Source organism: Roseateles chitinivorans, assembly GCF_050632145.1.
Classification (GTDB): domain Bacteria; phylum Pseudomonadota; class Gammaproteobacteria; order Burkholderiales; family Burkholderiaceae_C; genus Roseateles; species Roseateles chitinivorans_B.
On record NZ_CP192577.1, the window covers coordinates 6,537,878 to 6,558,732 of the forward strand.

The 20,855-nt window shown below is 68.0% G+C and carries 25 protein-coding genes; 19 read left to right on the top strand and 6 right to left on the bottom strand.

Translation table 11 applies throughout. The annotated features are described in order from the left end of the window. Positions 1–54: 54 nt before the first annotated feature. From ACQ86G_RS30090 to ACQ86G_RS30100, 3 genes are all read left to right on the top strand, one after another. Positions 55–315, top strand: a complete 261-nt coding sequence (locus tag ACQ86G_RS30090; protein ID WP_067281532.1) for a BolA family protein — start codon at positions 55–57, stop codon at positions 313–315. Positions 316–387: 72 nt separating this feature from the next. Next, the gene (locus ACQ86G_RS30095; RefSeq protein ID WP_431258680.1) at positions 388–1,185 is read left to right on the top strand and encodes a foldase protein PrsA; all 798 of its coding nucleotides are present in this window, start codon (positions 388–390) and stop codon (positions 1,183–1,185) included. Positions 1,186–1,283: 98 nt separating this feature from the next. Then, complete coding sequence (locus ACQ86G_RS30100; protein WP_431258681.1) at positions 1,284–1,853, top strand: DUF2062 domain-containing protein; 570 nt, start codon at positions 1,284–1,286, stop codon at positions 1,851–1,853. A gap of 166 nt (positions 1,854–2,019) precedes the next feature. Here the strand turns inward: ACQ86G_RS30100 and ACQ86G_RS30105 are convergent, their stop codons facing one another. Then, the gene (locus ACQ86G_RS30105; RefSeq protein WP_421033046.1) at positions 2,020–2,715 is read right to left on the bottom strand and encodes an ABC transporter ATP-binding protein; all 696 of its coding nucleotides are present in this window, start codon (positions 2,713–2,715) and stop codon (positions 2,020–2,022) included. Between ACQ86G_RS30105 and ACQ86G_RS30110 the strand changes: the two genes are divergently transcribed. The 6 genes from ACQ86G_RS30110 to ACQ86G_RS30135 all read left to right on the top strand — a co-directional run bounded on the left by ACQ86G_RS30110 (position 2,714) and on the right by ACQ86G_RS30135 (position 9,573). Continuing rightward, a complete protein-coding gene (locus ACQ86G_RS30110) occupies positions 2,714–3,409 on the top strand; it encodes an arylesterase (protein WP_431258682.1) in 696 nt (231 codons plus the stop codon). The two genes, ACQ86G_RS30105 and ACQ86G_RS30110, sit on opposite strands and share 2 nt — an antisense overlap. A gap of 77 nt (positions 3,410–3,486) precedes the next feature. Further along, positions 3,487–5,109, top strand: coding sequence for a phosphoethanolamine transferase (locus tag ACQ86G_RS30115; RefSeq protein ID WP_431258683.1), 1,623 nt, complete (start codon positions 3,487–3,489; stop codon positions 5,107–5,109). A gap of 47 nt (positions 5,110–5,156) precedes the next feature. Continuing rightward, positions 5,157–6,479 (top strand): NRAMP family divalent metal transporter, encoded by a 1,323-nt coding sequence (locus tag ACQ86G_RS30120; RefSeq protein ID WP_431258684.1) that lies wholly within the window; start codon positions 5,157–5,159, stop codon positions 6,477–6,479. 9 nt (positions 6,480–6,488) lie between these two features. Continuing rightward, entirely contained in the window at positions 6,489–7,583 is a 1,095-nt protein-coding gene (locus ACQ86G_RS30125) for a tetratricopeptide repeat protein (RefSeq protein ID WP_431258685.1), read from the top strand. A 91-nt stretch (positions 7,584–7,674) separates the two neighbouring features. Continuing rightward, on the top strand, positions 7,675–8,619 hold the full coding sequence (locus tag ACQ86G_RS30130) for a hypothetical protein (RefSeq protein ID WP_431258686.1): 945 nt from the start codon (positions 7,675–7,677) through the stop codon (positions 8,617–8,619). Positions 8,620–8,769: 150 nt separating this feature from the next. Beyond that, positions 8,770–9,573, top strand: coding sequence for a tellurite resistance TerB family protein (locus ACQ86G_RS30135; RefSeq protein ID WP_431258687.1), 804 nt, complete (start codon positions 8,770–8,772; stop codon positions 9,571–9,573). A 135-nt stretch (positions 9,574–9,708) separates the two neighbouring features. Here the strand turns inward: ACQ86G_RS30135 and ACQ86G_RS30140 are convergent, their stop codons facing one another. Beyond that, entirely contained in the window at positions 9,709–10,542 is an 834-nt protein-coding gene (locus ACQ86G_RS30140; RefSeq protein ID WP_431258688.1) for an SPFH domain-containing protein, read from the bottom strand. Between the two features lie 11 nt (positions 10,543–10,553). Then, positions 10,554–10,736, bottom strand: a complete 183-nt coding sequence (locus tag ACQ86G_RS30145; RefSeq protein ID WP_431258689.1) for a hypothetical protein — start codon at positions 10,734–10,736, stop codon at positions 10,554–10,556. Positions 10,737–11,263: 527 nt separating this feature from the next. Between ACQ86G_RS30145 and ACQ86G_RS30150 the strand changes: the two genes are divergently transcribed. From ACQ86G_RS30150 to ACQ86G_RS30160, 3 genes are read left to right on the top strand one after another with little or no spacing between them, the layout of a single operon-like run. Then, a complete protein-coding gene (locus tag ACQ86G_RS30150) occupies positions 11,264–11,446 on the top strand; it encodes a hypothetical protein (RefSeq protein ID WP_331613886.1) in 183 nt (60 codons plus the stop codon). After that, positions 11,439–13,418 carry an AAA family ATPase gene (locus ACQ86G_RS30155; protein WP_431258690.1) on the top strand — a complete coding sequence of 660 codons (1,980 nt, stop codon included), beginning with the start codon at positions 11,439–11,441 and terminating at the stop codon, positions 13,416–13,418. Before ACQ86G_RS30150 ends, ACQ86G_RS30155 begins: the two co-directional genes overlap by 8 nt. Before the next feature lie 7 nt (positions 13,419–13,425). Next, positions 13,426–13,725, top strand: coding sequence for a hypothetical protein (locus ACQ86G_RS30160; protein WP_431258691.1), 300 nt, complete (start codon positions 13,426–13,428; stop codon positions 13,723–13,725). Positions 13,726–13,767: 42 nt separating this feature from the next. Here the strand turns inward: ACQ86G_RS30160 and ACQ86G_RS30165 are convergent, their stop codons facing one another. Next, positions 13,768–14,253 carry a DUF4275 family protein gene (locus tag ACQ86G_RS30165; protein WP_431258692.1) on the bottom strand — a complete coding sequence of 162 codons (486 nt, stop codon included), beginning with the start codon at positions 14,251–14,253 and terminating at the stop codon, positions 13,768–13,770. A 120-nt stretch (positions 14,254–14,373) separates the two neighbouring features. On the opposite strand from ACQ86G_RS30165, the gene ACQ86G_RS30170 reads away from it, so the two are divergent. Further along, a complete protein-coding gene (locus tag ACQ86G_RS30170) occupies positions 14,374–14,772 on the top strand; it encodes a GFA family protein (protein WP_431258693.1) in 399 nt (132 codons plus the stop codon). Positions 14,773–14,897: 125 nt separating this feature from the next. Then, on the top strand, positions 14,898–15,920 hold the full coding sequence (truD, locus tag ACQ86G_RS30175; protein ID WP_431258694.1) for a tRNA pseudouridine(13) synthase TruD: 1,023 nt from the start codon (positions 14,898–14,900) through the stop codon (positions 15,918–15,920). A gap of 114 nt (positions 15,921–16,034) precedes the next feature. Here truD and ACQ86G_RS30180 read toward each other — a convergent pair whose 3' ends face one another. Then, the gene (locus ACQ86G_RS30180) at positions 16,035–16,943 is read right to left on the bottom strand and encodes an AraC family transcriptional regulator (RefSeq protein WP_431258695.1); all 909 of its coding nucleotides are present in this window, start codon (positions 16,941–16,943) and stop codon (positions 16,035–16,037) included. Between the two features lie 149 nt (positions 16,944–17,092). On the opposite strand from ACQ86G_RS30180, the gene ACQ86G_RS30185 reads away from it, so the two are divergent. From ACQ86G_RS30185 to ACQ86G_RS30200, 4 genes are all read left to right on the top strand, one after another. Beyond that, complete coding sequence (locus ACQ86G_RS30185; protein ID WP_431258696.1) at positions 17,093–17,845, top strand: SDR family NAD(P)-dependent oxidoreductase; 753 nt, start codon at positions 17,093–17,095, stop codon at positions 17,843–17,845. A 216-nt stretch (positions 17,846–18,061) separates the two neighbouring features. Next, entirely contained in the window at positions 18,062–18,490 is a 429-nt protein-coding gene (locus ACQ86G_RS30190) for a VOC family protein (protein ID WP_431258697.1), read from the top strand. Beyond that, the gene (locus ACQ86G_RS30195) at positions 18,483–18,785 is read left to right on the top strand and encodes a hypothetical protein (protein WP_431258698.1); all 303 of its coding nucleotides are present in this window, start codon (positions 18,483–18,485) and stop codon (positions 18,783–18,785) included. The genes ACQ86G_RS30190 and ACQ86G_RS30195 overlap by 8 nt, the downstream gene beginning before the upstream one ends. A 36-nt stretch (positions 18,786–18,821) precedes the next feature. After that, the gene (locus ACQ86G_RS30200; RefSeq protein ID WP_431258699.1) at positions 18,822–19,214 is read left to right on the top strand and encodes a VOC family protein; all 393 of its coding nucleotides are present in this window, start codon (positions 18,822–18,824) and stop codon (positions 19,212–19,214) included. A 99-nt stretch (positions 19,215–19,313) separates the two neighbouring features. Here ACQ86G_RS30200 and ACQ86G_RS30205 read toward each other — a convergent pair whose 3' ends face one another. Beyond that, entirely contained in the window at positions 19,314–19,754 is a 441-nt protein-coding gene (locus ACQ86G_RS30205) for a hypothetical protein (RefSeq protein WP_431258700.1), read from the bottom strand. A 276-nt stretch (positions 19,755–20,030) separates the two neighbouring features. On the opposite strand from ACQ86G_RS30205, the gene ACQ86G_RS30210 reads away from it, so the two are divergent. Next, positions 20,031–20,672, top strand: coding sequence for a hypothetical protein (locus tag ACQ86G_RS30210; protein ID WP_431258701.1), 642 nt, complete (start codon positions 20,031–20,033; stop codon positions 20,670–20,672). The last annotated feature ends 183 nt before the right edge of the window (positions 20,673–20,855 follow it).

Sequence of the window (20,855 nt, forward strand, 5' to 3'; positions counted from 1 at the left end):
CCCCCGTCGGCATCGGCCTCGGCGCCGAATCCGGCGGCCACGCCCTCGGTCGAGATCGAGGCCCGCCTGAGGGCGGCGCTGTCGCCCGTGGTGCTGCGCCTGAGGGACGACAGCGCGCATCACGCGGGGCATGCCGGCGCACGCGAGGGAGGCCATTACTACCTCGAAATCGTGAGCGCGCGCTTTGCCGGTTTACCCAGGGTGCATCGGCATCGGCTCGTATATGATGCCCTCGCCGATCTGATGCAGAAGGGCATCCACGCGCTCGCCATCGATGCGCGCGCGCCCGACGAACAGCAGAAACCAGGTCTCTAGCAGCGCCGCCAGTCGGCGCTTTGTTTTGGAGCGTTCACGCTCACCCGAGAGTCGAAAGGCCCTTTACCCATCATGAAGAAGTTTGTGCTCGCCGCCACCGTGGCGGTCATCGGCGCCGTGGCCCTGCCGGCCCTCGCCCAGAACATCGCGATCGTGAACGGCAAGCCCGTGCCGAAGGCCCGCGCCGACGTGCTGATCAGCCAGATCACCAAGGGTGGCCAGCCGCGCAGCCCCGAGATGGAGAACAAGGTCAAGGAAGAGGTCGTCCTGCGCGAGATCTTCCTGCAGGAAGCCGAGAAGCGCGGCCTGAACAAGACCGACGACTACAAGAACCAGATGGAACTGGCCCGCCAGTCCCTGCTGATCCGCGAGCTGTTCGCCGACTACGCCAAGAAGAACCCGATCACCGACGCCGACGCGAAGGCCGAGTACGACAAGTTCAAGGCCCAGGCCTCCGGCACCGAATTCCACGCCCGCCACATCCTGGTGGAGAAGGAAGAAGACGCCAAGGCGCTGGTCAAGCAGCTGAACGGCGGCGCCAAGTTCGAGGACCTCGCGACCAAGAACTCCAAGGACACCGGTTCCGCCCAGAACGGCGGCGACCTGGGCTGGTCCGCGCCGGACGCCTACGTGCCTGAATTCAGCGCGGCCCTGGCCAAGCTGAAGGCCGGCGAGATGACGCAGGAGCCGGTGAAGTCGCAGTTCGGCTTCCACATCATCAAGCTGGAAGAGACGCGCCAGGCGCAGTTCCCGGCCTTCGACGACGTCAAGGCCCAGATCGTGCAGCGCATGCAGCAGCAGAAGGTCGCGGACTTCCAGGAGGAACTGCGCTCCAAGGCCAAGACCGACTTCAAGTTCTCCCAGAACTGATCGCCGATCCGAACAGTCTTTGCTGTACTGTTCAGAGCCCGCGCCGCTGCAGGTCAGCCGCGCGGGCTTTTCACATCTGATGATCGCTTGATGACCTCATGACGGCTTCCCGCCTTGCCCGCCGACTGCTGCCCTCGCCCGAGTCCCTGGAACAGACCAAGGGCTTGAAGTGGCTGGGCCTTTACCTGAAGGAGCGCCCCTGGCTGTGGGTGGCGCACCGGCGGCGCGTGGCGTTGGGTGCGGGACTGGGATTGGCCGTCGGCGTGATCCCGTTGCCGACGCAGATGCTGCTGGCGGCCGTGGTGGCGATCGCCTGCCGGGCCAACGTCGCCGCGGCGATTGCCGCGACCTGGCTGACGAATCCGTTGACGCTGGTGCCGATCTGGACGCTGGCGATCTTCCTGGGCCGTCAGGTGCTGGGCATCCACGGCCCGATCTCCGCCCCGAAGGAACTTGCGCTCAACTGGAGCGATCCGTCGAGCTGGTGGCACGCGCTGAGCCAATGGCTCTCCGAGCTGGGCACGCCGCTGCTGGTGGGCCTGCCGCTCGCCGGCGTCATCCTGGGCCTGGCCCTCTACGTGATCGTCTACATCGGCTGGTGGGCCGTCATCCGCTTCGAGCGCAGAAGGCGCCTGCGCGAGCGCGCGGCGCGCCCCGCGCGCCACTGACGATCCCTGCCCGTCCCACCGCTCCCGACGTCTGCCGACGTCCCCGGTCGCAAAACCGTCGAAGGCCGATGGTGGTCGGGGACGGCATTGCTAGGGGTTCAGGCGCTTGCCGCCTGTGGCCCCTTGCAATGGCGGCCAACGCTCCATACGGGGCATGCCAGCGCCCTCAAGCCGGCAGATCCGCCATCGTGATGTCCTGCAGATGCCCGGCCGAGATCTTCAGCTGACGCTCACAGCGCGCCGCGATGCTCTGATCGTGGGTGACCATGACGAGCGTGGTCCCCAACTCCCGGTTGAGCTCGAACATCAGCGCCATGACCTGCTCGCCGGTGGCGTAGTCGAGGCTGCCGGTCGGTTCATCGGCCAGCAGCAGCGCCGGTTGCTGCACGAAGGCGCGGGCGAGCGCCACGCGCTGCTGTTCCCCGCCCGACAGCACGCGCGGATAGTGCGACAGCCGCTGCCCCAGCCCCACGCGTTCCAGCATGAGCTTGGCCTGCGCCCGCGCGTCCCGCTCGCCGCGCAGTTCGAGCGGCAGCATGACGTTCTCCAGCGCGGTCAGGTGCGCCAGCAGCTGGAAGCTCTGGAACACGAACCCCAGGTGCGCCCCGCGCAGCGCGGCGCGCCCGTCCTCGTCCAGCGCGAACATGTTCTGCCCCTGCAGCCGCACGGTGCCTTCGGACGGCGTGTCCAGGCCGGCGAGGATGGACAGCAGCGTGCTCTTGCCGGAGCCCGAGGCGCCGACGATGGCCACCGACTCCCGCGCCTGCAGCTGGAAATTGATGTCATGCAGAATGGTCAGCACGCCGTCGGCATCCTGGACCGACTTGCTGACGTGATCGACTTCGAGGATGTTCTGAACCATGAATCAACCGCAGATGCGCCGCCGTGAATGGATGTTGCACTGTAGCGCCTGTGTCGCGACCCTCGTCGCGACCGGGGTCCTGGCCGGGCCTGTCGCGGCGCAAGGTCGCACCGAAGGGGGTGCCGCGCCGGGCGCGGCCGCGCGCCGCATCGTCGTGCTGGGCGACAGCCTGTCGGCCGAGTACGGCCTGGCCCGCGGCAGCGGCTGGGTGGCGCTGCTGGACCAGCGCCTGAAGGCGCAGAAGCTCGGCGCCGAGGTGATCAACGCCAGCATCAGCGGCGACACGACCTCGGGCGGTCGCTCGCGGCTGCCGGCGCTGCTCCTGCAGCATCGCCCGACGCACCTGATCATCGAGCTCGGCGGCAACGACGCGCTGCGCGGGCTGCCGCTGAAGATGACCCGCGACAACCTCAAGGCGATGGTGCAGGCCGGCAAGGCGGCCGGCGCGAAGGTGACGGTGGTCGGCATGCAGATCCCGCCGAACATGGGCGCCAGCTACGCGCGCGATTTCGAGGGCAGCTTCCAGGTCGTCGCCCAGGAGGAGAAGGTGTCGCTGGTGCCCTTCCTGCTGGCCGGCGTGGCCGACCGCCCGGACATGGCGGAGTGGTTCCAGGGCGACCGCATCCATCCGCTGGCCAAGGCGCACCCGGTGATGCTGGACAACGTCTGGAAGGTCCTGAGACCGACCTTGTGAGCGGGTGCGTAGACTGCGCGCCTTTCCTCCCCCTTCCCGCCTTCTTCCCGCCTTCTTCCCGTCCGATGTCCGCTTTGATGTTCCAACGCCCCGCGCTCCTGCGCTGGGGTGCCCTGGGCCTGCTCGCGCTCGCCTGCGCCGCGGCGGTGCTGGCGGGCCACGAGAGCCGCCGTGCGGCGCAGGTCGGGCTGCTCGCCCTCCCCGCCCTGCTCTGGCTGCTGTGGCCCGTCGAGCGCCCTGCGTGGCGTCGCTTGCGCTGGGCCGCGGTCTTCGTCGTGATCTCGGCGTTCCTCGTCGACGGGGCGGTGCGAGGCTTCCTGCAGAGCCAGTACCAGGCGGCGCCGGACAGCTCGCTCGTGCTCGCCGCGGCGGCGAACACGACGCCGCGCGAATCGATCGAATACCTGACCTCGCAGGTTCCCGCGATGGCGCTGGCGCTTGCCGCGCTGATCGCGATGCTCGGGCTCGCCGGCGTCGCGATCACGCGCGCGACGCGCGATCAACCGGCGCTCTCGCGCCGTGCCCGCATCGGGCTCCTCGTGGTGCTGGCCGTCTGCGCCCTCGCCCACCTGAGCAAGCCCTGGCGCCGTCACCATCCGCTGCTGTTCTGGCCGGCCTGGACGCAGCAGGTCGCGGACCTGCGCGCCAACTGGGCGGACCAGCAGGTCCAGCGGGAACAGCTGATGCGCAACGCCCGCGCGGCGACCCCCACGATGGCGACGAACGCGCCGTCGACGGTGGTGCTGGTCCTGGGCGAGAGCGTGAACCGCGACAACATGAGCCTCTACGGCTACGCGCGGCCGACGACGCCGGAGCTGATCGCGCTGCGCGACGAGGAACGCGCCCGGCTGCTGACGCTGCGTCACGCGTGGTCGACGCAGGCGACGACGGTCGCATCGCTGAGCGGCCTGTTCAGCTTCGGCGAGCGCGACGAGGACGATCCCGCCGGCCGCACGCAGCACCTGCTCGCGCTGGCCAAGAGCGCGGGCTACAAGGTCTGGTGGGTGAGCAACCATGACGACGTCGCCGTCGACCAGCAGCATGCGCGGCTGGCCGACGTGGTCGAGATGATCAACCGGCAGCCGGGCCGCTCGTCGGGGTCGCTGGATGGCGAGTTGCTGGACGAGGTCGAGACCGCGCTGGCCGATCCCGCGCCTCGCAAGCTGGTGGTGGTGCATCTGCTGGGTGCGCATCCGCATTACCGGCTGCGCATGCCGCCGGGCGAGCATCCCTTCGACCACGACGACGGCGACGCGGTGGACACCGCGATGAAACGCGACGGTCGCGCCGCGTGGGTGCGGGAGTTCCGGCAGGACTACGACTCGGCCATCCACTATCACGACCACATCGTGGCGCAGACCTTGCGGCTCACGCGCAGTCACCTGCCGGCGGGTGGACGCGGCGCGTGGATGTTCGTCTCGGACCATGGGCAGGAGGTCGGCCACAGCCTCGACCACGCCGGCCACAGCCCGGGCACGGCGTCGGGCTACCGCATCCCGGCGCTGCTGTGGCGCAGCGAGTCGGACTTCGACACCTCGACGGCCTCGCGGCCGTTCCGCGCCGACTGGGCCGGGTGGACGCTGGCCGAGCTGATGCAGCTGCGCTGGCCCGGCATGCATGACGAGCGCAACGTGCTCCACGCCACTTACGCGTGGGAAGCGCCGGCGCTGCCGGTGAAGGGCGTGCGCTTCGAGCAGTAGGTGACGGGCACTGCGCTTGCCTGTGCTCCGGCAAACCAGGAGCCGGCATGGAGCGAATCGACAGGGACGCCGCGACGGATGCCGACCCACCGACGCCCAGCACGCCGTGGTGGAGCAAGCTCGGCCCCGGCCTGATCACCGGCGCGGCCGACGACGACCCGAGCGGCATCGCGACCTACTCGCAGGCCGGCGCGCAGTACGGCTACGCGGTCGGCTGGACCATCCTGGTCACCTTCCCGCTGATGGTGGGCATCCAGCTCGCCAGCGCCCGCATCGGCCGCATCACCGGCAAGGGTCTCACCGAGAACTTCTCGAAGCTCTGCCCGCGCTGGCTGGTGGTCGCGCTGGTGTCGCTGCTGGTCGTCGCGAACGTGATCAACCTCGGCGCCGATCTCAGCGCGATGGGCGACGCGATGCATCTGGCCGTCGGCGGCCCGCCCGGCGCATTCGTCGTCGTGATGGCGCTGCTCTCACTGCTGCTGCAGATCTGGCTGCCCTATGAGCGCTACGTGAGGCTGCTGAAATGGCTGACGCTGACGCTGCTGGCCTACGTCGGGGTGGGCTTCGCGGCGCAGGCGGACTGGGTGCTCGCGCTGAAGTCGCTGGTGCTGCCGGCGGCGCAGTGGGACCGCGAGTACGCGACCACCGTCGTCGCGATCCTCGGCACGACGATCAGCCCCTACCTCTTCTTCTGGCAGGCCAGCCAGGAGGCCGAGGAGATCCGCCGCATCGACGCGGACCGGCCGCTCGCCGTCGCGCCGGAGCAGGCGGTGGTCCAGTTCCGACGGCTGCGCACGGACACGCTGGTCGGCATGGGGTTCTCGAACACGATCGCGTTCTTCATGATCGTCGCGACCGCCGCCGCGCTGCATGCCCACGGCGTGCGCGACATCGAGACCACCGCCCAGGCCGCACAGGCGCTCAAGCCCATCGCGGGGGAATTCGCCTTCGTCCTGTTCGCGGCCGGCATCGTGGGAACGGGCTTCCTGGCCTTGCCGGTGCTGGCGGGATCGGCGGCCTACGCGGTCGCCACGCTCGCCGGCGTGCGGCGCGGCCTGGACCGCCCCGCCCACTCCGCCAAGGCGTTCTACGCGATCCTGAGCGGCGCCATGCTGATCGGCCTGGCGCTCAGCCTCTCGGGCTTCAACCCGATCAAGGCGCTGTTCTGGTCGGCGGTCGTGAACGCGGTGATCTCGGTGCCGATCATGGTCGCGGTGATGGTGGCCGCGTCGCACCGCAGGATCGTCGGCGAGCTCCGCATGCCGCCGCTGTGGCGCGTGCTCGGCTGGCTGGCGACCGCGGCGATGGCCGCGGCCACCCTCGCGATGATCGTGCTGCAGACTTCCAGCACGCTCGGGGGCAGTCGCTAGACTGCCCCGATGACCGCACCCGCCCCGCTCCACGACGCTTGGTCCCTGCGCCTCGACGACGTCTGGCGACGTGCGCCGGATCTCACCGGCGCGCAGCTCATCGCCGAGATCGATGCGCTCGCCGCCGAACGTGCCGTCGGTGATGCCCGCGCCCTCTTCGAGCGGGCCTGCGCGCGCGACACGGCCGGCCTCGAAACCGAGGCCGAGCCGCTCTACCGCGCGGCGCTGGAGACCGGCGGTCTCGATCCCTACCGGCGCACGCGCGCGGTCATCCAGCTCGGCAGCACGCTGCGCTGGCTGAAGCGCTACGACGAGAGCGAGGCGCTGCTCACCGGCGAACTCGCGCACCACATGCAGCCCGGCCATGACCGTCCGCTGCATGACGAGGCGCGCGCGATCCTGGCGCTCACCTACGCGGCGCAGGGCCGCGGCAACGAGGCGGCCGGACTGGCCCTGGCGGCGCTCGCGCCGCGGCTGTCGCGCTACAACCGGTCGATGCTGACCTGCGCGAAGCAGCTGGCCGGCGAGGTCTGGGACTACGGCGCCGTCGCTGCACCCGGCGCCGCGGGCACCGAACTGATCGAGGGCCGCTTCGTGCTGCGCCCCTACCGCCCCGCCGACCTGCCGGACTTCGTCGCGGCGGTCCGCGAGTCGCATGAGTCCATCGGCCGCTGGATGAAATGGGCGCATGCGGACTTCTCCGCCACCGAAGGCGCCGAGTGGCTCGACCACTGCGCACGCGGCTGGCAGAGCGGCACCGGCTACGAGTTCGGCATCTTCGACCGCGCGTCCGGCGACTTCGTCGGTGGCGGCGGGCTCAACTCGCTGCATGCGGTGCACCCGTTCTGCAACCTCGGCTACTGGGTGCGCTCGTCCTGGCAGGGCCAGGGCGCGGCCTCGTCGGCGGTGCGCGCGCTCAGCCGGCACGCATTCGACAAGCTCCAGCTGAAGCGCGTGGAGATCGTCGTCGCGCAGGGCAACGAACCGAGTCTGGCCGTGGCGCGCCGGAGCGGCGCCCACTACGAGGGCCTGCTGCGCAACCGCATTCGCGGCGTCGATGGCCAGCCGTGGGATGCGCACATGTTTTCGCTGGTGCCGGGCTAGTCCACCGCATTGCGGATCGGGCAGTCCGTCCGGAGGGCTCGGCCACCTGTTCCGGCGACGTGAAGGAGCGGCGCCACGACGCCCTCCTAGAATGATCCGCACCGCCGCAGTCGCGGTGCCTGCACGGATCGCCATGCGTCAACGCGTTCTCGCCCTTGCCTGTCTGGCAGCCTTGACTGCCTGCTCCAAGTCCAACGACACCGTCGATGACAAGGGCGCGCCAGCGACAGTCCCGCCGTCGAACACGCCATCGGAGGCTTCGCCACCGAACGCCTCGGCGGACACCGCGAAGGCGGCGGCATTCACGAACGCGGTCAAGGCCGATGTCGCCCTGCAGCTGGTCACCACCGCGTCCGACGCCTGCGGCAGCGTGAAGGGTCAGGACATGCCCGACCTGAAGTCGGGATCGCCGATGCAGTACACCGCGAGCGGCGTCATCAGCTGGGGCAAGGGGTCGCTCGACTACGTCAAGGAGCCTGGCGCGACGGTGGTGTTCACCAGCGTCCTCAACGAGAAGACGTTTGCGTTCGGTACCGACATCTACGAGCTTCCACAGGGCAATCGCAAATACGTGGCGGCCCTCAGCCAGTTGAAGGGCGGCTCCCTGAGCGCCACGGTCACCGACGAGACCAAGGCCGTAGATGGCGATTCCAAGCTCACCACCGGCAACCTCTGCGTCGGCAGTGCGCCGCCCGCGCTCGGCACGCAAGGGGCCTGGTCGGTCGCGGCCAAGCATCTGCAGGTCCCTGCCACGACGATGAACTGCACGCAGATCGGAAAGCTCGACGCGCAGAGCCTGTCGTTCTCGTTCGACGGCAAGACGATCCAGGCTGGGTCGAACAGCTTCACCCAGGCGGACAGCGCGTCCGGGGAGACCTTGACCATCGACCCGAAATCCGGAGCGACCAGCGTCGTCTATTCGGTGGCCAGGGCCGATGGCATGGGCGCCGGACTGGGACTCTCCGAGCCTCGGGTGCTTTCCTACGCGGCGCTCGATCTGCCCGGAGGCGTGCACCTGATCTGCGCGCCGAAGTGAGCCTGACCGCCAAGCGGCGGCGTCGCTAGCACCGCCTCACTCAACGAACAAGCCGGCGCGGCCGATTCCGCCGACAGGTCGATCGGACTGGGGATACCGCCCGACGCCCTCAACTGACAGACTCTTCCATCGTGTTGAAAGGGGCTGGCGATGAGTGCGCATGGACTTCTGGATCAACTGCTGAAATCGGGTCGGGATCTCCTTCAGGGCAGCGGCGGCGTACCGGGCCGGACCGGCTCGAGCGGGCTGGGTGGACTCGGCGGCCTCGGCGGACTGGGCAACCTAGGGAATCTCGGCAACCTGGGCGGACTCGGCAAGATCGGCGCGGGTGCCGGCGTGGCGGGTGTACTCGGCGCGCTGCTCGGCAGCAAGCGCGGCCGCAGCTACGGCGGGAAGGCGCTGAAGTACGGCAGCATCGCCGCGCTCGGTTTGATGGCGTACAAGGCCTATAAGGCCTGGCAGGCGCAGCAGCCGCCGCAGGGGCAACAAGGGCAACAAGGACAGGCGCCAGGAACGGCGTGGACGCCGGGCTCGCCCGCGGCATCGCAAGCGCATCTCGCGGCGGAGCCGCGCACGCTGGACCGGGTGCCGCAGGACGAGGCCGAGGAGCACAGCCGCGCCGTGCTGCTGGCGATGATCGCCGCAGCCAAGGCCGACGGCCATCTGGACGACCGCGAGCGCGAGCTGATCGAGCAGGCGCTCAGCCGCGTCGAGGACGATCCCGAACTGCGCCGCTGGCAGGAGGACGCGCTGCGTCGTCCGCTCGATCCCGCCGCGGTCGCACAGGCCGCCACCACGCCGGAGATCGCTGCCGAGATGTACCTCGCGAGCCTGCTGATGGTCGACGAGACCAGCTTCATGGAGCGCGCCTACCTCGACGAACTGGCCCGCCAGCTGAAGCTGCCGGACGGCCTGAAGTCGCAGCTCGAGGCGCAGGCGCTCTCGCAAAGCTGAATCAACCGTCCCCGCTGAGGAATCCGCGCTGACCGCTACCCCGATTTGGGATGCACAGCTAGGCGCAAACCGGAGCCATAGCCCAGCTATGGCGAGGATTTGCAACGACGCGGGGCGCCCAAAGCGGGGTGGCGGTCAGCGCGGATTCGCGTTCACGATGCCCTTGAAGTCGTAGGGCACGACGATCGTCTGCACCTTGCCGGCGGCCACGCCTTCGGCGATCTTCAGCTGGGCCTGCGCGTTCATGTACTCGATGGCCTTGCTGTTGGTGTTCAGCGCGGCGATGCGCTCGGCTTCCTTCTTGGCCGTCTCGACCTCGATCTCCTTGGCGCGCAGCGCGTTCTGCGCCGTCACCACGGCGTTGGCCGACGCGATGATGTCGTCGGCCGGCATCACCGTGCGGACCTGCACCAGCGACACCGACAGCGCCGTGCCCAACCCTTCCGAGGCCAGCGTCTCCGTGACGATGCGCTTGATCTCGGCCTCGATCTTCTGGCGGTTGTCGGCGACGGCCAGGGCCTTGTACTCGCGCACCGCCTTGTAGGCGGCGTTGTTGGTCACCGTGGTCATGTAGCCGTGCATCAGGATCCAGTCGCGGTCGTCGCGGCTGAATGCATGGAAGGTGCGGCTCTTCGTGGTCCACAGGTCCGACACCGCCGCCGGATTGATCGAGTAGACCAGCGTCATGTCGAAGTCCTTCAGCGTGCTGTTGTCGGACGTCAGCGGCTGCTTGTTCTCCAGCAGGACCGCGATGTCGCGGACCGGGAAGGTCAGCACGTCGCCGAAGAGCGTCTGGTTGAAGCTGCCCGGCAGCAGTTCGGCGCCGCTGATCTGCTTGTCGACGCCGACGCGCAGGCCGACCTCGCCGGTCTCGATGCGGGTGCAGCCGGCCAGCAGCGACACCGCGGCCAGCACGACGAGCGACAGGCGCGAGGAACGCAACGATTGCGCGTGAACCTGGGTGATCATTTTTCTTCTCCTCAGAATAGATAGATGGTGAGTGCCGCGAGGCCCAGCGCCAGCACGGCGCCGCCGATTGCCCAGCGCGCGAGCTGCAGCCAGGCCACGGCCTGTCTGCGCGTCATCGACCGCACCCACACCACCAGGCCCAGACAGGCCAGCCACAAGACGATGAGCACCAACCAGGCGCGAATGAGAGCCATGTTTTTCTCCTCGGCATGGATTGTGGGACGCCGCGCCTCGTCGACATGCGTCTGCGACAGGGGGACACCCCTCAGAGGGAGAACCACGCGGCTAGGACACCACATCGCGGCCCCGCAGGTTCGGTCCTTCGGTGTGGCGTGCCAGGACTTGCCTGCTTGATGGCATCGACGGTTCACGCCGTCGCGCGATGGCGAGGCGCCGTTGGCGCGCCGCAACGCGCAGACGAACCGCACTTGCGCGCCGGGCCCTCGCTCAGCATCATCCGCGTCCACTGCTGAAGGCGCCGACGACAGCGCCCGCACGACGGAGATCCCTCTTATGTCCTCCCTGTTCATCTCGACGATCGACTGAACACGGTTCCCGAGCCCCGGCTGGACCGTGTCTGTTCACAGATACGGCCTCAGACCGCGCGGCTTAGCAAAGCCCCGCCGCCATCGAGCCGGGGCTTTTGCTTTTCGGAAACCGAATGAGTGCACAACTTCGTTCCCGCGCCCTCCAGGAGGGGCGGGTCAAGGCCCTGCGCCGCATGAAACAAGCCATGACGCTGGTGCTCGAGACGAGCCCCGGTGCGCGCGACCCCGTGGCGCGCGCGATGGCCCAACGTGGACTGCGTGGCGCCGGCCAACACATCCAGAGCCGCGGCGCGCAACGCCGCGCCGACCGCGTGGCGCTCCAGGCGCTGCTGCGACGAGAGGATTGGGATGAATGAATCCAACGACCTGCGCGGGCAGCTGGCGCAGAGAAACCAGCAGCTGCAATCCGTCGCCGCCCAGCTCAAGACCGAGCTGTTCGGCATCGACGCCATCATCGACCGCGTCATCGATTCGGTGCGCGCCTGGTACGTGCTGCCCGAGCTCGTCTCGCGGCCCGTCATCGTCTGCCTCTGGGGACTGACGGGCACCGGCAAGACGCAGCTCGTGCGCCGGCTGGCGCAGCTGCTGGGCTTCTACAACCGTTTCGTCGAAGTGCAGATGGACGGCTTCTCCAACGGCGCCGGCATGCGCGGCGCGCAGAGCATCTCCGGGATGCTGGGGCGGTCCGGCGTGCGCGAGGGCGAGCCGGGCATCCTCGCGCTCGACGAGTTCCAGCGCTTCCGCACGATCAACGCCAAGCGCGACGAGGTGCGCGTCGAGCGCTACCAGGACGTGTGGGCGCTGCTCTCCGACGGCCGCCTGCCGCCGGCGCTCTCGCTGCTGGGCGACATCGAGTCGTCCATGGCGGAGGCGGCCTTCGACGCCGAGCGCGCCGATGCCGACGACGCGAAGCTGCGCTTCAAGCTGCGCAGCTGGGAGGCGCAGGAGCTGCAGCGCACCCTCAAGCTCGACGAGCCGCTGATGACGATCATGGCCTGGACGCCCGACCAGGTGCAGGCGCGCCTGCGCGAATTCCGGGAGCGCGGCCAGCAGCAATGGGACACCGACTACAGCCGGCTGCTGATCTTCGTCTGCGGCAACCTCGACGAGATGTACGAGGACCTCGCCACCAGCGTGGACGACTGCGACAGCGATGCCGACACCTTCCACGCGGTGACCGGCAAGCTCAGCGTCATCGACGTCAAGCAGGCGCTGAACAAGCGCTTCAAGCCGGAGCAGGTCGCGCGGCTGGGCAACGAGCATGTGGTCTATCCCTCGCTGTCGCGCCGCGCGTACGAGCAGCTGATCGAGCAGGGCTGCGCCCGATACGCCCGCGAGACCGAGGCCCGCTGCGGCCTGCGCTTCGACCTGACCGCCAGCGTGCGCGAGCAGATCTACGCCAACGCGGTGTTCCCCGCGCAGGGCACGCGACCGCTGTTCTCGTCGCTGCACGCGATCCTGGGCGCCGGCCTGGCGAATGCCGCGCTGTGGGCGATCGGGCGCGGTGCGGCTGCGGGCGACGACGTGCGGCTTGCCGCCGACCGTCGCAGCCTGATCGCGCAGTGGCGCGACGAGTCCCACGCGATCGCCGCGCCCTTCGAGATCAGCCGTCTGCGCCAGCGCAACAACGCGGACTTCCGCGCGCTGCTGGCGGTGCACGAGGCCGGTCACGGGCTGGTGCATGCGCTGCTGTTCGGTCGCGCGCCGCGGGAGATCAAGATCCATGTGGCGAGCTTCGAGGGCGGCTACAACGCCTATGCCTCGCGCAAGGTCTGGTCGCGGCGCAACCTGCTGGACAACATCTGCACCAGCCTGGCCGGCCGCGCCGCCGAGCTGCTCGTGTTCGGCGCCGACATGAGCTCCAGCGGCGCCGAGAGCGACCTTCGCAAGGCCACCGAGACGGCGGCGCGCATGCTGCGGCACCTCGGCCACGGTCCGCGCATCGGCCGCAGCGATGTCATCACCGCCAGCGACGACAACCTGTGCACGGACGTGGAGGCCAGCAACGCGCCGATCGAGGCGCTGCTGCAGGCCGAGCATGCGCGCGCGACGGACTTGCTCGAGACGCATCGCGACGCGCTGCTGGCGCTGGTGGACGAGCTGATCGCGCAGGGTCAGGTCACGCCGGAGCGGTTCGCCGCGGTGGTGGGTCTGCCGCTGGGCAGGCCGGAAGAGGCGCTGGATCCCTACGCGGAACGGCTGACGACGTTCCGGACGGCAACGTCGGAGCGACCGCCTCCGGCTGAGGTACAACGCGGCCATGCACTGGCCGCGCTTCCACGCCCGGCCTTCCTCCCTGCCCTGCGGACTGCCCCGCTCCTGAGGTGACCCGACGATGGCCATGACGCTCTACGCTGGCGAGCATCGCGAGCACATCGCGCCGCAGGACGAAGCCCTGCTCCAGCTGGCGGAGGCGGCACGTCATCCGCAGCTCAGCGCGCTGTGGCTGGCGTTCTACGACAGCCCTCGCCTGTCCTCGCGACAGGCGGGCGACCTGGTGCATGAGCTCCTGGTGCTGATGACCTGCGCCGACGGCTCGCTCAACCCCGCCCAGTTGCGGCGCGGCCTGCGGTTGGCAGCGTTCTTCAGCGCGGCCTCTCGCGACGGGTTGGAGATCCGGACGTCGAGCGATTGAGCCATCACGCCCGCGTACGGCGAGCGCCGCCTCCGACAGGAATCAGGTCCAGCCCTTGGCGCGGGCTTCCTCGACCTCGCGCCGCTTGCGGATCTGCGCGAGGTTGGCGGCGTGCAGGCGCTCGCCGTCTCGATGCGTCGCAAAGTACGGCCCGAGCCATCCGTCCTCATGGGTGAACGCCATGGTCCACGCGAAGTTGGACGGAAAGACGTACCAGTCGCCCATGTAGGTCCAGTCGGGCCGCTGGTCGGTCACGAAGGCGGTTTTCCGGTCGTTCGACAGGACGATGTACTCCGGCGCCTCGCGCGTCGCGTAGGCCACGAGCGCTTCCTTGCCGGAGAGGCTTTCGTAGCCACCCCCGCTGAACACGTGCCACAGGTAGGCCTTCAGATTCATCGCACGGACACCGCGCGCGAACGCGTCGAGCCACGATGCCGCCAGGGCGGCGGCCTCCACCTCGGACAGCTCGCGCAAGATACGGCCGGGTGTGATCAAGGGAGTCTCTTGCTTCGCCATGCGCGGGATCATGCCATCCGCGAGGACAGCGCCTGATCCGGTCACGCGGCCAGCGGCTCGACGCCGTCTTCACGCGTCTGGCCGATGGGGCACTTAGACTGCCTCGTGCCCGAGCTACGAGATCCATCAGCCATGAGAGTCCACGGTTCCTGCCATTGCGGCGCCATCCAGTTCAGCGGCGAGGTCGATCCGACCCAGGTCGTCGTGTGCCATTGCGACGACTGCCAGATCCTGTCCGGCGCGCCCTATCGCGCGGTCATCTCGGCGCCGATGGACACCTTCGAGATCTCCGGCGCGCCCAGGACCTACGTGAAGGTCGCGCAGAGCGGGAACCGGCGTGCGCAGGTCTTCTGCCCCGACTGCGGCACGGCGCTGTACGGCGCCGCGGCGGAGCACCCGACGCACGCGGTGCTCCGGCTCGGATGCCTGGCGGAGCGGGATCAGCTGCGGCCGTCGCGGCAGATCTGGACGCATTCCGCCGCCGACTGGACGGCAGCACTCGGCGACGTGCCAGCGTCGCCGGCGCAGTGAGACGACGACGTCGCGTCTGTTGACGCTCATCAACGCATGCGGCTGGAGCGAGAATCGCGGTCTGGACCGCCCCGGGTCGGCTAGGCAGCCTGTCGCTGTCTACACCTGGAGCCGTCAGACCGCTCATGACCGACGCTCACTACACGACCTTGCCGCAATGGCCCAACGCCTATCCGGCCAGCGGCGCCAGCGCCACCTTGAAACTCCTCAACGAGGATTTCATCGTGACCGAACTGCCGCTGCAACTGCCCTCCGGTGCCGGCGAACACCTCTGGCTGGACATCGAGAAGAACGGTGCCAACACCGCCTTCGTCGCCCAGCAACTGGCGCAGGCCGCCGGCGTGGAGGACAGGGATGTGGGCTACGCCGGCCTCAAGGACCGCTACGCCGTCACCCGGCAGTGGTTCAGCATCTATCTGCCGAAGGGCGAGACGCCCGACCTGACGCTGCTTCAGCATCCAGAATTCAAGGTGCTGAGCCAGAGCCGCCACGTGAAGAAGCTGCGCCCCGGCGATCTGCAGGGCAACCGGTTCCGCATCGTGCTGCGTGACGTGACCGGCGACCGCGACGCCATCGAAGCCAATCTCCAGGCCGTGGCGTCGCAGGGCGTGCCCAACTATTTCGGCGCGCAGCGTTTCGGCTTCGACGGCGGCAACGTCGAGCAGGGCCGGGCCATGCTCGCGCGCGAGATCCGCGTGCGCAACCCGAAGAAGAAGGGCATCTACCTGTCGGCGGTGCGCTCCTTCGTCTTCAACGAGGTGTTGGCGCTGCGCATCCATCAGGGACTCTGGGGCCAGACCCTGCCCGGTGACGTGATGGACGAGGCGGGCCAGCCCACCGGACCGCTCTGGGGACGGGGCCGCGTGAGCACCACCGATCAGGCGCAGGCGCTGGAGAACGGCGTGGCGCAACCTCACGCCACCTTGTGCGACGGCATGGAACACGCCGGCCTGGATCAGGAGCGCCGCGCGCTGGTGGCGAGCCCGGAGGACATGTCCTGGGAATGGCCGCAGGCCGATCAACTGGTGCTCACGTTCTCCCTGCCCGCCGGGAACTACGCCACGTCCGTCCTGAACGAGATCCTCCGCACCACGGAGCCTGAGCGGCACACGGAGAATGCGGAGAACGAGTCGGCGGCCGTCGAGTGACGGTGCCCGCCCCCATTCCGACGCAAGCGGTGTGAGGGCCGGTCCGGTGCCGTGAGCACCTGACCAGCCCCTGGCACTCGATTCACGGCCCGGGCGACCAGCCGCTCACGCCGCTCATGCCGCGATCCCGCCCGCCTGCGCACGCTGCTTGATTGCCGCCGCGAGCCGCAACGCATCCTTGGCTGGCGGCAGTCCGAACGCACGTCCATATTCCCGGCTGAACTGGGTGGGACTTTCGTAGCCCACCTCGTAGGCCACGGCGGTGACGTTCTGCCCCGCAGCCACCAGAAGCTTGCGCGCCTGGAGCAGACGCAACTGCTTCTGATACTGCAGCGGGCTCAGCGACGTGACGGCCTTGAAGTGCCGGTGGAAGGCCGACGCGCTCATGGCCGCCTCTTCGGCCAAGGCCTCCACCGCCAGCGGCTGGGCAAACTCGCGGCGGATGCGTTGGATGACCTTGTTGACCCGCGCCAGCGCGGAATCAGGCGTCGCGATGTCGCGCAGCATCCAACCCATGGGCCCCTGCAGCACGCGGTAGAGGATCTCGCGTTCGAAGGCGGGCGCCAGCGCCGGGATGTCGGCGGGCCGTTCCATCAACCGCAGCATGCGCACCCAGGCGTCCAGCAACTCGGGCGTCACGGGCGCCACCGAGAAGCCTCGTCCGGCGGTCGCGGGGGCGGGATCCGGGAGCGTGGACAGGAAGTCCGCCAGCACGGAGGCGCTCAGCGTCAGGGCGACCGCCAGATACGGGGCGCCGTCCGCCGCCGGTCTCACGGCGCCCGCCGCCGGCAGGTCCACCGACATGACGAAATAGGTGGCGGGGTCGTAGTCCAGCGCCTGGTCGCCCACCGTCAACGTCTTTCCTCCCTGCAGGATGAGGTTGACCATCGGGTCGTAGACCGCGGCCAGCTCATGCTCCGGGATGCTGCCCTGGACCATGAACACACGCGGGATCCCCGTCTGGGTGGGTCGGTTCTCCGCACGGCTGGCCAAGGCCCGAAGCTCGTCGAGTTGCTGTTCCATGGCGAGATTGGAACCAGTTCCACCGTTTCCGGCAGTACGCAGAAGCCGCAGACAGGAATAGGCAGGAAACGGGCAGGAACCGTTGCGACCCGAAGCGGCGGCGTCCCTATCGTTCAGTCATCCCAACCACTGAACTTCAGGAGCCTGAAATGAACAACGGCAAAGTCATCGTCATCACCGGCGGCAGCCGTGGCATCGGCGCCAAGACGGCCTTGGAAGCGGCCCGCCGCGGCCTCGGCGTCATCCTCACGTACAACGCCAACCCCGATGCGGCCCATGCCCTGGTGCGAGAGATCGAGGCGGCCGGCGGCAAGGCGGTGGCACTGCGGCTGGACGTCGCCATTGCGTCCAGCTTCGCCGCCTTCCGTGCCGACGTCGAACGAGCGCTCGCGACCACCTGGAACGCCACACACCTGTCCGGCCTGGTGAACAACGCCGGCTACGGCTTGTTCCAGCCCATCGCCGCCGTGACCGAGGCGGAGTTCGACGGCCTCTTCAACGTGCACCTCAAGGGTCCCTTCTTCCTGACGCAGGCGCTGCTGCCGCTGCTGCGCAAAGGGTCGAGCATCGTGAACCTGACCAGCGCCACCACCCGCGTCGCCTTCGCCGGCGTGGCGCCCTACGCCTCGTTCAAGGGTGGGCTGGCGGTGCTGACACGCTACATGGCCAAGGAGTTCGGCGAACTGGGCATCCGCGTCAATTCCGTGTCGCCCGGCCCGATCCGCACCGAGCTGGGCGGCGGGCTCAACGACGAATTCGAAGCGCTGCTGTCCTCCCAGACGGCACTGGGCCGCGTCGGCGAGCCGGAAGAGGTCGCCCGTGCGATCACGACGCTGCTCACCGACGACAGCGGCTGGATCAACGCGCAGGACATCGAGGTGTCCGGCGGCTACGTGATCTGACCCCCATGGGAGCGCACGCCATGTCTCTGTCTCCATCCAACCCTTGGCCACTCAGACTCGTCACGAGCGTGTTGCTGATTCTTGTAGCAACAGCGCTGGAGGCCTGGCTGCGTATCCCCATCGCCCCCTCCTCAATGACTATCTGCAGGCTGCGGCCTCGCGCGTCGCAGGTCTGCTGCGATGCCGCCCGGCGCGGAAATTCATTCCGGAGGTCCTGTGATCGACCACATCTTCCTGTCGGTCAGCGACACCGATCGCTCCGTCCATTTCTACGCTCGAGCCCTCGCGCCGCTGGGCATCGTCGATCGACTGGACTACGACGGGCGCAACGGCCCTCCAGGCCACCCCGACCTCAAGGGTTTTGGCGCCCATGGCCGAATGTTCTTGTGGCTTCGGCACGGTCCATTCGATGCACGCTCGGCGCACGTCGGTTTCGTTGCCAGCAGCCGGCATGCGGTTGATGACGCCTACGCGGCGGCGATGGCCGCCGGCGCAGCCGACAACGGAGCGCCTGGTGCGCGGCCGTACTACGATCCGCGCTACTACGCCGCCAACGTACTGGACCCCGATGGCTACAGCCTGGAGTTCGTCTACAAGCCGTGGCAGCACGCCGATGCCCGCACCACAGGAGCAAACGATGAGTGAAGCCATGGAACTCACGACCTTCCAGTTGGCGAAGGGAACGACGATCAAGCAGTTCATCGCAGCGAACGCCGACATCGATGCCTGGCTACAGAGGCAACCCGGCTTCATCCTGCGGCGCCTCTGCGAGGGTCAAGACGGATGGGTCATCGACATGCTGTTGTGGAGATCGGCGCGCGATGGGCAACGGGCTGCGGCTGGAGTCATGTCCGAGCTGTCCGACTCTCCCGTGCATGCGGCGATCAACCCATCGACGGTGGACTGGACCATCCAACCGTGCAGGCATCGACTCGGCTGACCCGTGTACGAACCGGTATTCAGAAGGAAGACTGAAATGACGACCTTGGATCACATCGAGTTCGCAGTCAGCGACTCAAGTGCCTCGCTCGCCTTTTACAAGGCGGCGTTGAAGCCTCTCGGCATGGACGTCGTCGTATCCCTCGGCCCGTCAAAGACGAGGGCCGGCTCCCGCCATGGCCTAGGTGCTGACGGGTATCCGCGCGTGTGGATTCACGACGGCAAAGAGGGTGGCGCCGGCCTGCACCTCGCCCTCTCGGCCAGCAAAAGATCGCAGGTGGACGCGTTCTGGAAATCCGCGGTCGCGGCCGGTGGCGTGGACAACGGCCCGCCAGGCGTCCGGGAGCGATACCACGACCACTACTACGCGGCCTACGTCCTCGACCCGGACGGCAACAACATCGAAGTCGTCTGCCAGGCACCGACGTAAGTGGTGCAGGTATCGGGTGTTGGCGTCGCCGTCGTCTCTGGCGGAGTCAACCGGTGGAGGCGGTCATCGATGCAGCCAAGTCCATCGATGAGGTCATGCTCAGACCTTGGCGAGGAAGGCCCCTGCATCGCCTGCTTCGCACTTCCAGTCTGCGAAGACGCCGACCAGGTTGCACTCCACGCAGCGGCACGCAATGTAGTACCAGCGCACGTCATGGGTACCTTCGTACACGGAGACGCCGGACACCAGCTCGAACACCTCGTTCTCGCACACGCACTCGTGCGCCTCTGGCGCGGCGTCCTCGACGTAGTCCGCACTGTCGCCCATCAGGTGTTCCTGCCCGCAGTCGGTGCAGGTGCGGATGGCCACGCCGGCTTCTTCATCAGTCTGCAGCGCGAAGGTCCGGCACCCGCATTCGCATTTGGACGAGGCAAACCGGACGGCCTCATGGCGATTCGCCACGCTGTAGCTGCGCAGTTCTGCTTGGGTGTCGCCGGACGTGGTCCCGTACCAGAACTCGCCCTTCTTCGTCAGTGCCATTGATGCTGCTCCATTCCTCAAGATCGGCTTCCCGGCACGCCTGACGCCGGCCTTGCCCCGTACGTCCGGATTCTGCCTTGGTGTCCGGTGCGCCATCGTGCAAGGCTTGGGTCGCGGTAGTCGCCGACAGGAACTGCGGACACCCTCCAATGACGATTCCTGGAGATTGCAGCCGCACGGCCTCTCGGATTCGCACGACCCCTATCAGCGTGAAGCGCCGACGGCATCGCAGCGATAGCGGACAATCGTTCGCGTCATCAAGAGTTCAACGCGGCCATGAAGCTTAGAGTTATCCGCGGATCTGCATTCACCGCTGCATGTGCGTTGTTTGCGCTGGTGGTCGCATGCAAGCCGTCAGAGCAGCGTAGCCAGACATTCAAAATCGAGTTCCCGGACGCTTCGTTTGTCGTGCCGGAAAGCTGGATTCCGGCTCGCGTCTGGGGCAGCCACGGACGCTTCAACTTTATTGTCGACGTACCCCTCTCCCACTTGCCACCCGCATTGACGGTCGAAGAAAGAGCGCTGCCCGGTGCAAGGCTGTCGACTGCGGCCGTGCATCTTCAGTTCGGCTACCTCCCGAACCCGGAGCGCAGGTCCAAGGTGGATCTGGTGGACGCGGGGTGGAGATCGTACCGACAGATCGCGGGCTTCGCCGAGTACACGCACAGCACCATTCGAGGCGACGGCATCACGGAGCATCTCCTGGTTTGGGAAGCCGACGATCGGATATGGGCGCGGTGCCTCGAATCTCCCGCCGAGAAAGTGGTCAGGGGGTGTGGGATGGTGGTGCCATACAAGACGTTCACCGATGGGAAAAGCACCCAGATCACCTTCAGCTTGTCTTACGCTGCCATCGAGGCATGGGAGCAGCAGGCCAATCGGCGACGGCAGATTCTCCGGATGCTCGAGGTCCAATGAAGCGTTGAAGCCTCCAGAAAAGGCTGAATGCCCCCCAACACGCTCTGGTTCTCTCTTCCCTTCAGAGCCGCAGGGTTCCGCGCGAAACACTCTCCAGAACTGACCTCCAATGCCGGTTCCACCCTGAAGCCGAACCCGACTATGCAGCGCCTGTGTTTCTACGCACTGCTGAGGTCGATCCCT